We start from the raw sequence: 11997 nt of genomic DNA on the forward strand, positions 1-11997 counted from the left end.
TGCGCACACAATAAAAGAGATCGGTTTGCATTGTCCTCTCTAGCGGACATTGCCATCATCAGATTTTGCATCCACACTGTGCGCCGCTTGATTGTCGGATGAAGTCTGCAATGGCGGCTGAGGCGGGTTCTCTCCAAACAGATGATCCACAGGGAGATCTGACGTCCCCGTTTATCGGGCTCTCTAGCGCGGACGCGCTCTCAGATGAGCAAATCCTACGCATCATCTTGAAGGTAATCGCAAATTACACCCACGCGTGTGCCTATCACGCGGAATTTATTCCCCAAGTCGGCCCGCAACAAGGGGAGAGGGTTCCATTAACCGCTGGCTTCGCGGCGCTACCGCATGCAGTCAAAGAGCACATTCTTGAGAAAGTCGACGGGTTCGATTTTGGATCACGACACAAATTGAACCCACATTCGGCCTCCTTCGATAACCTTATTGTCGTCTCTTCGGAAATCTCCTCAACATATGACATAAATCTCGGAATCGTATTCTTTGTAACTGAGCAGACAAATTCTCATAGATTAATCCGCTATTGGCTACGAATATTCGAGTCAATAGTTGCCTTTCGCAAAGAAGCCAACGCTCTTGGATATCACCGGAGATTCTTCCGACTCGATGAGCAAAAGCGAGAACTTCTGGATCGTGCGATTGGACATATTGTCCATGGCGCGATTCACCCGCACCAAACCATGATATATGTCCAAGAAAAGGAGGGCACTTTCAGTACCACGTATATATCAGGTCAGGATTCTACCTCATTTCGGCCGCACCATTCTCCCAGAGGGAATAATAGCCTGACTGATGCTCATGACAATTTACGAATCAACATATTTGGCGCGCCGGATTTTGATGCAGGAAACTCTGCCGTTCCAACGGGATTGGAATCCTATTCCCGCCACCATGGTTTCCAGTCCGGTATGATTGTACCGGTATATGATCGGCAACGATGCTATTGTTTGATCGTCTGTCTATTTAAGCGTGAAAACGCAGTGTCATTCATTGAGCTCAATATAGTAAAAAATATGGCTGAGCTTTTGTCTGACTACTATCGCCTTTGGTATCGAAACCAAGAGATAGAGAGTCAGTTCCAGCAGTCTGGCGAGATATTAAAACAGGTTCGCGAACTTCTTCTCATGGTGGATGTTCTACACGATGCCGCGGAAGATATAACGACGGCGCGCGGGCACCTAGGCATGCTAAATCCGCGAATTCAAAGTGAAATAGATACACTTGAGACGTCCAAATCAATATTAGACAATCTAATTACGGCAACAAAGCATCTAAAATTGTTTTTTAAGCGCAGAAATTACCGTAATGATATAAGACTGTTGGAAGAGGATATAAGTACAGACAAGATCAATATGAAAACTTTGCTTGAAGAGCTAAAATATAAATATCGCGGACATCTCCACAACCATAAAATTTCATTAGAATATACCTGCCCTCGTGAGCCAGTATTCCAGGGAATAGAAATATACATTCGAAGGGCGATCGATAATGCCATCAAGAACTCGATTGAACAGCTGAGAACTAGAACGCATGTTCGAAGAGAAATTCGCATTACCGTCCGCTTTGGTTTGGAGTCCCCTAACGTGCGTGCCGGAGGTGAAATTCGTGGGCGGTTGATGACTGTGGAAGTCGTCGATAACGGACCCGGCGTTTCGCCAGATTTGCTTTCCTCGGTACGTGAGCGATATGTATCGCACCGCGGGGGTATGGGGCTGGGAGTGCCGATCATGCAGGGGGCTTGCCAAGGGCATGGAGGTACACTTGAGTTGACCAGTATCTGGGGAAAAGACTTCAAAGCGATTATGACCTTTCGCGAGATTGGTACTGAGGGGGAAGGATGAACGATCAAGTCACCTTTGTCGGGAACCGACTCCTATGGATCGATGACCAGATCCAGAAGTTCGATCCTTGGGTCCGACGCTTTTCGGAGCAGGGTATCGAGGTCGACGTATTTCCAGATCCCATTGAGGCACTGTCCGCTCTGCAGACGACCGGCTACGACGCCATATTCGTGGACGAGATCATGCCTGGCGAGAGGGGATCGGATTTTCTCGGTCGGCTCGCAACGAGCGCGCCGGAGGCTCAACTCTACGTTTGCTCGGCGTATTTCTATTTGGACGACGTTCTCGAAGCGTACCATAGAAGTAACGGCGAACTGCGCTTAAACGTGGGCCGAATCGACAAGACGAGTCTGCCTCTGACCGACGATATTTCAGCAATTCGACGTTTTTTGACCGAAGTATTTTCGGATGGCCCCAAGCCAGAAGCAATCGCTGAGGAAAAGGCAGAGAAACTCGCCGGTGCTGCTATGCAGCCTCCCATCAAGTGGGACGATTACTCCCAATTGGATGTCAACGGAAAGCTAGAGCTTCATTCTCGCGTACTTGAATGGACGCAGAAGGCGCGTGAAAAAGCGTTTAGTGAGGGAAAGACCTATCTAGTGTTCTGCGGAAATTGGGATAATCCCTTAGTAGCTAAGGATGACCTTTCGGAGTTTATGAAAGAGGAGGAACTACTCTCGCTTGCGAGGTCTTCCGGTTTTGCGCCGTTCTCGTTTTCCGCAGGTGGGGCCGTCGACGACCTTTCCGAGCGATGCTCCCAACGAACGGGCATGCGAGGGTACCCCGTCCTTCGAATCAGTAAGGGGGCTATACAGGAAAAGGTTCATCTTGATACTGGAAACCCGCTAACATTGCTAAGCTATGAGCACTATACAGCCAATGGCTGGTTTGAGACCGGCATGAGGTTTGACACTCATTTCGCCGGAGAGCTTGTACTGCTTGGAAGGAATATTGTTACGGATGGTGTAGTATTCACCGATAGCGGCGAGGCAACCTTACTCGGCCGCTTGACTGCTTTTGCAGTGCTAAATTGGGATAAATACAGAATTAGTGCAAGCTGCGGATTAGATTGTAGGACGCCAGGAATGTCGTCTGGCAGTCGCTGCGCGTTCAGGACGGGTCTGCTTGGTCGAAGTCTAGGAGATGATCTTGGGTTGGAATTTCAAGTTAATCTTGTAACTGGAGCGGTGCACATGCGCCATACGTCATAATGATATTTGTATTTATCGCGGGCATCCTCGGGTTTTTGGTATTTGATGCCTATCGAGTCCGGAAAATCTACGACGCCACAGGGGCGCTGATAATTACTTTTACGTCAAGGCTCGGCATGGCGGTACATGGGGTAGTATACCTAGCTGCTGGCGTTCTCGCTGTGGCGATCAATCTGGATGTTGTGGTGCATTGGAATTTTCTCTCGGCTCCCCCGGACCAGATCCTAGGCCCGCTTACGCGGGGATTTGCGCTCGGCCTGGCTGGGCCAGCTGGCTTGTCAAAGGGGACGCTCCCCAAGGAAACCGGCGCGAACACCCCAAAGAAGGCCGCTAGGCGGGATTTGGGCACTCTTGAAGCTGCTGCACCTGTCGGTCGACGGGCTAGGGCGTATTTGGATTTTCTCTTGTTGAGGAATGAGATGTGAGCTCGGCGAACGATGTCTTGATTATCGGGACAGGCGGCACGTTTGACAAATCGTACGACGCGGTACGAGAGCGCCTGGCCTTCGGAGAGCCTTCAAGCTTGCCCAGAATATTGAAAGAGGCTCACCTCCGAGGTTGTTCGTTCAATGACGTCATGCGACTCGACAGTCTAGATATGACCGACTCGCACCGCAAAACCTTGGCGAAGTGCATATTGGACGACAAGCGCAGTAGATTTGTTGTGGTACACGGCACCAGTCGGCTCGTTGAAACGGGAATATTTCTTAGTGACAAGATCGTTGACCGAACAGTGGTATTAACTGGGGCTCTCTGTCCATTTCTCTATAGCGAGACGGAGGCGTCCGCCAATCTCGGCGGCGCAATTGGTGTATCGAGAATATTGAATCATGGCGTATATCTGTTTATGCATGGGCGCGTCTTTTCCCCGAACAATTGTCAGAAGAATGCTCGTACCGGTGTATTCGAGGAATTGAATTGTTAACATAAGAACATTATTTAATATGCTCGATTTAACGGACACAATTGTTACAGAATATATCAAGTATATCAATGCAGACTGATTTTTATTTTCACGAATTTCTTGCGGAATTTTGACGCTTACCCCGAGCTTTTCCTAGGGCGTACATCGTATCTGAGCTTCGGCGCAATCTGACTGGCATCGAGGCAGACTTGATCGGTTGGCTAGCCGCGAGTCGCTTCACCTCTTGCGCCCAATCCTCTAGCGCCGCTCTCTTCTCATCGAGATAGTTGTGTCGCTGGTAGACTCCCACGATACCCGCCCGCGATCCCGAAACATGATTGAGCACCGCTTCGGTGACCTCCAGCCTGACTCCGAGTCGCTGCAAACCGGTCGCCACGGTCCGCCGGAGGTCGTGAAGAGTCCAATGCTGCGCTGGAGAGTCGAATTGCGCGTCCAATGCAGCGCGGATCCGGATCATAGCCTTGCTGAAGCCGCTCGGGCCTGACTCATCGTTGCCGCGCGAGGCAAACAGCTTGGCGCTGGCCTCATCCACTCGAAGGCCACCCAAGATATCCAGCGTTTCGGACGTCAGCGGGACCAAGTGCGCAACGCCGTTCTTTGCTCGCTCGGCGGGTACGATCCATAGCCTAGCGCCCAGGTCAAACTCCGCTCGGCTCGCACTGAATACCTCATTGCGACGTTGGCCTGTCAGTAGCAGTAGCTTGATGGCCGCGCCAAACGGCGGCCCCTCCTCGTTGAGAATATTCCAAAGGAGTCCGATTTCCTGCGGTCCCAGGACCCGTTCGCGCGGCTTTGGTGGGGGCGGGCGTCCAGCGTCTCGACAGGGGTTGGCCTGGAGCCGTTCCAGCCGCGGCATCGCCCAGCCATAGAAGGACGAGAACTGAGCGAGGACGTTGCGTGCCATCACCGGCGTTTGCGCAGCGATGCCATCAATGAACCGAGTGATTTCGGCTCGCGTAATCGTCTCCGGCAGCCGATCTCCGAATTGTGGAAGAATATGGCGCGTGAAGACGCGCTCGATCTCCGCGACCGAGCGCCGATCCGCTTTGGCGGCCTTGTAGTCCGGCCACATGCCGCGAACCGTCCCTGCAGCAGCGCCCCTTATGGGCTTGGGCGCGTGCTCGTATGGATCGCCGCCAGCCTCGATGTCGGAAAGCACGATCCTCGCCTTCTTCCGCGCCTCAGCGAGACTGAACCGATCCGAATACCGGCCGATGGTGATGTTGCGGACTACTCCGCCCACGCGCTTGCGCAGCAGGAATGTGCGAGTTCCGGAAGCTCCCAATCGCAACCGCAAACCCGGTACGACCGCGTCCTTAATCTCGACCTGGCCAGCGGCCGGCGGCTTTAGGCCTTTGATCTTCGCGTCGGTCAAACCGACAGATTTCGACGCCATCGACGCCTCCCAACAGTACCGATCAGGGCGTTACCTTAGGTAACAGGTAACGCGAAATACCCCGATATCCATTGGGGAAATGTGGCACCTATCCACTTGAGAATCAATGATTATGGGATTTCATGAGATCACTTAAGACCCGCTGATTATCGCTCTTAATCAGCGGGTCCTAGGTTCGAGCCCTAGTGCGTCCACCATATTTTCCTGGCAAATACAAATGCTTAGCAAGAGGTCCGCGCGAGCCCTCAGCAGTGCACCGTAGGGGTTCTAGCGTATTTCTAGCCGCTCGCTGCTAGAAGTAAGCTACCGCTTGCAGCGCGAATCCCACGACGATCAAGGTCAGCCCGCCGTAGGTCACCCAAAGCGACATGCTCGCTGTCTTGCGGTCACTCTCGACAGTAGCGACCATCATCGTCGCTACGGTTTGGAGGTTATCCGCAAGCCCGTTGATGCCGTCTTTCAACTCATCAAGGCTCATTTCGGCCGCTCGATGGTCGAAGGTGCCGTGGCGCGGCACATATCCACCGTCCTCCCGATCATACTCGCGCCAGTCGCCCGAAATGCTCTTGAGGAAGCGGTCGATGCCTCCCGCCGATTCTGCCACTTCGTTCAAGGTGGACAGACGTTCCTCTGCGTCTCCTTTCAGCTTTCGCTGCACTCGCACCAAGTCGATACCGAGCATCAAGACGCCGGCAACATCGAGTACCAATCCAACAACGCTGAGATAATTCACCGCTCTGCTCCGATCAGGTCAATCTTAGCCTCGCAGGGTGCGGCGTTCCATCAAATCCGGCATCATAGCAGCGCCCCGCACCCGAGGGCACGAGGCGCTGGCAGCGTCAGACGCGAAGGAGTTTCCGCCCCGCTGCTGCGGCTGTTGGATTTAACGAGGAACGAACCGCTTTGCCTCGTCGCGGGTCGGGACAATCCCCCGCGCACCGACACGCCTGCCCGGATCTCCTATCGGCGTGCCGGTTTTCACTGATCGGGAGCCTTGCACCTCCCGCACATTCGAATGGCGCGCACGTCCTCCGACCAGAACTGCCTCCGGCAATTCATGCAGACGCGCCAGCCGACATACCTGACCACGCGCGGCGGGTCGCAGTCCGTGTCCAACACCGGCTCGCGGCGAACGCCACCGTCCGCGTCCCACGGTTCCGGGTCGAAGAAGCCAAGCGACGCTAAGCCATTCTCGCGGCGGCGAGGACCGTCCTGACTCCGCTCCGCCTTCCATGCCACCAGCCAGGCGGGCGGAGAGTCGGTGGGCGTGGTCATACGAAAAGCTGGGAGCCATCGTGCCACCCCTTCGCCGCGAAGTAGATGGTCTCAGCGTCATCTGGCTCTATCTCGCCCTTGGCGACCGCCTCCATCATCATGTCGTGGAACGCTTCCCACGAGCCGCACGCCTTCTCGATGATGGATTCGCGCCTCCGGCTGAGGCGCGCCACGCGAGCTTGCATGGCGCGGATGGCGACCAAGATTCAGCCCCGCTGGTCCCGCTGCGCGATGGCGCGGAGCACCGGTGCCTGTGAGAGCGCGTGCTCGAAGTGCAGACGGTCGAGCAGCTGCCGGTCCCCCATCACCGCGAAGTGACGGCGGACGAGGCCGTCGCGAAGCTCCTGCTCCTTGGCAGCCTCAGCCGCGCGGCGGTGCGCGAGGGACGCGTCGGCAGCGCCACGCTGTACGGGTAACTCTCTCATGGGCGTATCACCTTCATTGTCACGAGGACTGAATGCGCTTCTGCGCGTACCTGGGGGTCGGGACAGTCGCGCATCGCGAGCGCGCAGGCTGTGACCACGTCCTGCCGGAGCTTCCACCGCTCCTCGTCCGACATGCTCGCCAGCCCGTTCTCAAGTCGGGGACCGAGGAATTTCGTGAGGTCGGCCGGGCTGATCGGCACGATTTGGACGGCGGTGGCAAATTGGTCGCTCATCGCGACCGCCCAATCGACGGCCTCTTGATACTGGTCGATCGGCAGCGTCATGCGAGGCTTGCCGCCGAGCCAGACCTGCACCCAGCAGTCGCCCTCCATCGGCGGGAGCGTGGTCACCATGTTCGTCGCGGTGTGAATGACCGGCATAGCTACATCTGCTTCTGTTCGAGGATGACGATCCGCGCTTCGATGTCCTCGACGGCGCGGATGGTGGCGAGGCTGTTGACGGCTTCAAGAATCTGCTTGCCGACATCGGGCGCGAGCGCTCCCGACGCGATGGCTTCGAGGATCATTTCGGCTTGCCGGCTGATCGGCGCGCTGGCGTCGAACTCGAACTGGACCTTCTCGGACTGCGCCCGCAGCGAAGGCAGGACGCGGCTCAGGATCAGCCCGGCAGCGCCGGTGTCGCCCTCGAGCGCCTTGGCGACCATCGCATCGACAATGCCCTCGGCATCCTCGAACAGGCGCTGGGCTACCTGCATCCGGCGGTCCACGATGCCCTTGGGACGACCGGCAGGATTGGGCGACGGCATACCGGGCCGCCAGCTTGGATTCCCGACGCCGCGTGTTTTTTGCGCTTTCGGGGGCGGCGGCTGCTTCTGCCAATTCGCGAGCCAGTCGGGGGTCTCGGGCTGAGCCTCACTCACTTGCCACGCCTCCAATTGATCGGATCAGCGCTCGATCAAGCATCCTTGAGAACGAGCGCCTGCTGGGCGGTGTCCTTGGCTTTGCGAAGCTGAGCGATCTTGTGCCTCGGCGCGCCGATGGCCTTTTCCAACTCTCGATGGAGGAGGCCGCTGCGGCTGACGATGTGATCGGCGGCGGCCTTCATCACCTTGAGCTGCTTCGCCTTCGCCGGGTTCACCTTCTCGTGATACATCCGCGTGAAGTGCGCCTGCATGTTCGCGTCGAACCCGGACAGGTACGATGGAGCGCCGAGGATCGCCCCGGAGGTGATGTCGTCGCCCTCCTCGATGGCGGCACGCACCAGCGCCATGCGCTCGCCGTTGTCGAGGCCCTTGGCGTGCGCCCGAATTTCGGATGCGACATGGTGCGCCGCCTTGACGGTCACCGGCGCGCTCATTTCGGTTTCGAGCGACGCGATGCTCTTCCTGAGATTGCCGAGCGCGCTGTCGAACGCGCTGGCGGCGCGGGTGAACACCTTCTGGCCGAAGTCATCGACCATGATGAGGCGGTGGGCCTCGGTCCATGCTTGGTTCTTCTCCGCCGCTGCTCGCGCGTCGTGAAGCTGGCGCAGCCCCTCGTAGGCGGTGCTGAACGCGGTTTCGGTCGGCGCGATATAGACGGCAGTATCGTCATCGGCCCCGACAAGATGTTTCACGTTGACGGGATGAAGATCGATGCTGACGCGGGTGTCGATATTCTCGGCCATGTTACTCCCCACTTGGCTTGATGCGGCTAGTACTGCGCTAGAGCGTAGGGAGTTGCGCATAATTCATGCAAGCAAAACAATTGCTTAGGTCAGTTCCGCTGCAAACAGGGTATTTGTGGGTCGAATAATTTCACGACAATTTCGCCAGCCTCTACGGGGCGATTACAGCGCTGACGCCAGCTGCCGCCACCGCAGGGGCGAGCGGGGGGCAAACGTGCCCCAGCGCGGCGCATAGCGAGCCGGCTAGCACCCCGGCTGCTCAGTGCAGCGGCCACACCTTGCGAGTCAGTAAGAAATCATCATCAACGGTGTACGTGGTGAAGAACTCGTAGTGCCCAAACAGGCTATCCAGTCCCGGCTGGTATCCAGCCGTGTGGGTCATCTCATCAAAAATATAGGCAAGCCATCGGACGACCGCCAACGTATAGAAGCGACCATATTTCTGCGCCCATTTTGTCTGACCGGTGCGTTCCGAAGCTGTCGCTACGTCCGACATGACGGCTCCGGTCTCGTTTGTATGGAGAACGGAAGCAACTCCGCCGATCATAGCATTGATTACCGCTGCTCGTTGCCTCACCCCCTCCTCAGCACGCTTCCCGCGATAGTGCTTGTCTAGAATCGGTTCGACAACTTCGGTCCACCACTTGTTGACCGGCTCATTGGCCGGATCGAAGGTGGGATTGCCGATCGCCTCGAAGTTGGCGTAGCGCCCCTTTGAGGCATCGGAGAACGCATCAAGGCAGTTTATGACGGCGGCGCAAATCGGGTCTGTCGGCAGTAGGTGTGGCACCGATATACCGCGCTTTGTCGCGATCTCGTCGACCTTGGCAATTAGGTCTTTCAGTTTGTGCCCGTACTTCCGCACGACAGACTGACCGGGCAGCGCACCCGCGTTGTCCAGAGCGTAGTCCGCTACCAAGATCAGCTTCGCGAGCCGCTCGATCCCAATCGAAAGTCCAAAGAACGCGGTATAGTATTCACCGAATCCGCTGCCATAGCTGGCCCTCCCCAGCGCGGTAGCGCCAGAACCAATTATCTGGCTGACCAGCGACGCTTCGCGGTGCAACGCTTTCCATTCCGGAATTGTGAAGGGATCGGGGCGGCTCATCGCCCAGACATATGACCGACTGAAGGATTTGACCACTGGCAAGGCCCGCGGGGGCGCGCAAGGAAATCCGGTAGGGTGGGTGAAGTGGTGAAGTGGGGGCAGTGGTGCAAAGTGAGGACTTGCTAGCACTTCACCCAGTTTCCCCACCTTACTGCACTGCCCCCACTTTCCCCACCCTACCAGTCTCTATGCCGGGCTAGCCTTGGGTCGGCACATCCACACGCCGTTGATGTTCTCCTTCTGCATGTGGTCACTGCTGTGCTTGTTCCACCAACTTTCGGATGCAGCCCCTTGATCGAGCGCGACCTGCTTCACGAGACTGACCGGAAGCCACTGCTCGGTCGGGCGGGTCAGCATGAACGCCTGCAGCCATAGCGAGAAGGTCAGCTCGTATCGGCTCTTGGGTCCGCGCGATTTGCCGACCATGCTGTTCGGCGTCAGGGCGCTGTCCAGTTCATCCCAAACGGGGCGCGTCGCATACACGGGCTTGCCGTTCCTGTGATCAGTGCCGACCTCGACCCGCTCGGTATGGAACTTCCATGCACCCCCAGGATGTTCGGGCAGGTTCACCTTCACCTGCATCAGCACCTTGGCGTGCGGGTCCGGCTCCTCGTCCTCACGCGTCGGCTGCTCAATCACCGCGCACAGGCTGCGGCAGGTCTGCGCGAACGCGGCGGAACCGAGGACACGATGCAGCATGGCGCGGTTCGTGTCCTTCGCGAAGTGCGTCACACAGACGATAGCGACGTTGTGCGTCTGGGCGAGGATCAGCCACGGCTCCAACACGGTGCGGAGCTGCCCAGCGTCGTTGAGATCCACCCTCCGCAGCTTCTGACCGGGAAGGTAGCTTGTCACCGGGTCGATCACGAGCATCGCGAATGGGAGGCCTTCTGCCTTCGCTCTCGCTAGCCAATCCGCCACTTGTTCAAGGTCGTCCTGCAGGGAGAAGGTGTTGCGCTTCCCTTGCTGCATGACGCCCTGAATCTCGACCACGTTGCTGCGGTTGGCGCCACAAGCAACGAGGCGTGGGATCGTCATTTCCTCCATGCTGTCCTCACTGCCGAGCCACAACACTCGCTCGGGTGCCCGCCGTGCATTCGGGCAATCGAACTCACCCGGCCACGGAGCGCCGGTCGTTACGCGGCCCGTGATGTCGGCAAGGAGGGTGGACTTACTCGCGCCGGTCTCGCCAGCGAAGATCGTGATGTATCCTTTCGGAATCCAGCCGGTCCAAAGCCACTCGATTGCGTGCATCTGCACGCTACCAAGCTCGCGCCCGACAAGCTGGCGCGGTCCGGTACTCGCGTCGGGAGACATGCCGCGTTTCACCATTTCGCGTTTGAGCGCGGTCTCCTCTCGCTTCTGAGCCGCTTCCTCACCCTTGCGGTAATTCTCCATCATCTCCGCGGATCGCTGCCGGTCTGCTTCCGGCGTGAGGATCGTGGGAGCGGACTGCCCCAGCTCTGCCCGCTGCTGCGCTTCTCGCATCCACTCCGGGGCATTGGGTGACAGCGGCGCGGGTGTTTGCGGACCTTCAGCGGCCCGCCCTATGGTGTTGTCGGTCATCTCTACCTCAATCTTGGTCGGTTGCGGGCCGATGGCTGATGCTGCTGGTGGAGGGTCGGGGATGAGGGGATTTGTCCCCGGCCCTCTCGCATCCGGCGCGTTTTGCGCGCGCGCAGAACATTTGCCTGCTCTTCGGAAGTGTCGGCATCACGCCGCCTCACTCGTGCTCTGCTTCGCCCCCGAGGCGAGCCACCGCAGCACGTCGAGCTCGGCGTACCAGACCCGGCGCGTGCCGGGCGGGCTGAAGAAGCGGGGCCCTTCGCCGCGAAACCGATACTGGTCGAGCGTGTTCGGATGGATGCGGAGAATCTCCGCAACCTCCTTGGTGTCGAGGGGGCGCCCCTTGGGCGCGTAGGCGAACAGCTCGCAGAGCTGGTCGAAGGTCATGTCACTCACGGCAAATCACCCGTACAATCCAGCGTGGACCGCGGGTGACCCAGAGCGGAAATGGGGTGAACGGTTCGGAAGCCGAACCCGATATGAGCGCGCTCCGCGCTGGATGGAGCGTGCTTGCCCCAGCTTATAGCACGCTGCGGGGTGGCTGTACTTGAGAAAATGCGGCTCGCGGTGGGACAGCTAGTCGGGGCTGCGGCGCAGCCGGGCCGCTAC

The 11997-nt window shown here is 57.7% G+C and carries 14 protein-coding genes; 5 read left to right on the forward strand and 9 right to left on the reverse strand.

The window, feature by feature from the left end:
• Positions 1 to 98: 98 nt before the first annotated feature.
• The 4 genes from J7495_RS04605 to J7495_RS20210 are packed head-to-tail and all read left to right on the forward strand — an operon-like array spanning position 99 to position 3992.
• Positions 99 to 1856, forward strand: coding sequence for a sensor histidine kinase (locus J7495_RS04605; RefSeq protein WP_294054902.1), 1758 nt, complete (start codon positions 99 to 101; stop codon positions 1854 to 1856).
• Entirely contained in the window at positions 1853 to 3067 is a 1215-nt protein-coding gene (locus J7495_RS04610; protein ID WP_294054903.1) for a response regulator, read from the forward strand. The genes J7495_RS04605 and J7495_RS04610 overlap by 4 nt, the downstream gene beginning before the upstream one ends.
• Positions 3067 to 3492 (forward strand): hypothetical protein, encoded by a 426-nt coding sequence (locus J7495_RS04615; protein WP_294054904.1) that lies wholly within the window; start codon positions 3067 to 3069, stop codon positions 3490 to 3492. The genes J7495_RS04610 and J7495_RS04615 overlap by 1 nt, the downstream gene beginning before the upstream one ends.
• Complete coding sequence (locus J7495_RS20210) at positions 3489 to 3992, forward strand: asparaginase domain-containing protein (RefSeq protein ID WP_366810763.1); 504 nt, start codon at positions 3489 to 3491, stop codon at positions 3990 to 3992. The genes J7495_RS04615 and J7495_RS20210 overlap by 4 nt, the downstream gene beginning before the upstream one ends.
• 88 nt (positions 3993 to 4080) lie before the next feature.
• Here the strand turns inward: J7495_RS20210 and J7495_RS04620 are convergent, their stop codons facing one another.
• The 3 genes from J7495_RS04620 to J7495_RS04630 all read right to left on the reverse strand — a co-directional run bounded on the left by J7495_RS04620 (position 4081) and on the right by J7495_RS04630 (position 6866).
• Entirely contained in the window at positions 4081 to 5388 is a 1308-nt protein-coding gene (locus J7495_RS04620; protein ID WP_294054905.1) for a site-specific integrase, read from the reverse strand.
• Positions 5389 to 5680: 292 nt separating this feature from the next.
• Positions 5681 to 6121 carry a hypothetical protein gene (locus tag J7495_RS04625; RefSeq protein ID WP_294054906.1) on the reverse strand — a complete coding sequence of 147 codons (441 nt, stop codon included), beginning with the start codon at positions 6119 to 6121 and terminating at the stop codon, positions 5681 to 5683.
• Positions 6122 to 6659: 538 nt separating this feature from the next.
• Positions 6660 to 6866 carry a hypothetical protein gene (locus J7495_RS04630; RefSeq protein WP_294054907.1) on the reverse strand — a complete coding sequence of 69 codons (207 nt, stop codon included), beginning with the start codon at positions 6864 to 6866 and terminating at the stop codon, positions 6660 to 6662.
• A gap of 60 nt (positions 6867 to 6926) precedes the next feature.
• On the opposite strand from J7495_RS04630, the gene J7495_RS04635 reads away from it, so the two are divergent.
• Positions 6927 to 7079, forward strand: a complete 153-nt coding sequence (locus tag J7495_RS04635; protein WP_294054908.1) for a hypothetical protein — start codon at positions 6927 to 6929, stop codon at positions 7077 to 7079.
• 5 nt (positions 7080 to 7084) lie between these two features.
• Here J7495_RS04635 and J7495_RS04640 read toward each other — a convergent pair whose 3' ends face one another.
• The 6 genes from J7495_RS04640 to J7495_RS04665 form a co-directional block, all read right to left on the reverse strand.
• Complete coding sequence (locus tag J7495_RS04640; protein WP_294054909.1) at positions 7085 to 7441, reverse strand: hypothetical protein; 357 nt, start codon at positions 7439 to 7441, stop codon at positions 7085 to 7087.
• 29 nt (positions 7442 to 7470) lie between these two features.
• Positions 7471 to 7968: a DUF5681 domain-containing protein gene (locus J7495_RS04645; RefSeq protein WP_294054910.1), complete on the reverse strand. Its 498-nt coding sequence runs from the start codon at positions 7966 to 7968 to the stop codon at positions 7471 to 7473.
• A gap of 35 nt (positions 7969 to 8003) precedes the next feature.
• Positions 8004 to 8714: a hypothetical protein gene (locus J7495_RS04650; RefSeq protein ID WP_294054911.1), complete on the reverse strand. Its 711-nt coding sequence runs from the start codon at positions 8712 to 8714 to the stop codon at positions 8004 to 8006.
• Positions 8715 to 8973: 259 nt separating this feature from the next.
• Positions 8974 to 9822 carry a hypothetical protein gene (locus J7495_RS04655; RefSeq protein ID WP_294054912.1) on the reverse strand — a complete coding sequence of 283 codons (849 nt, stop codon included), beginning with the start codon at positions 9820 to 9822 and terminating at the stop codon, positions 8974 to 8976.
• 186 nt (positions 9823 to 10008) lie between these two features.
• The gene (locus J7495_RS04660; protein ID WP_294054913.1) at positions 10009 to 11388 is read right to left on the reverse strand and encodes an AAA family ATPase; all 1380 of its coding nucleotides are present in this window, start codon (positions 11386 to 11388) and stop codon (positions 10009 to 10011) included.
• A gap of 147 nt (positions 11389 to 11535) precedes the next feature.
• A complete protein-coding gene (locus J7495_RS04665; protein WP_366810787.1) occupies positions 11536 to 11775 on the reverse strand; it encodes a helix-turn-helix domain-containing protein in 240 nt (79 codons plus the stop codon).
• Positions 11776 to 11997: the final 222 nt, after the last annotated feature.

The organism is Sphingomonas sp., assembly GCF_017745215.1.
In the GTDB taxonomy this organism is placed as follows: Bacteria; Pseudomonadota; Alphaproteobacteria; order Sphingomonadales; family Sphingomonadaceae; genus Sphingomonas.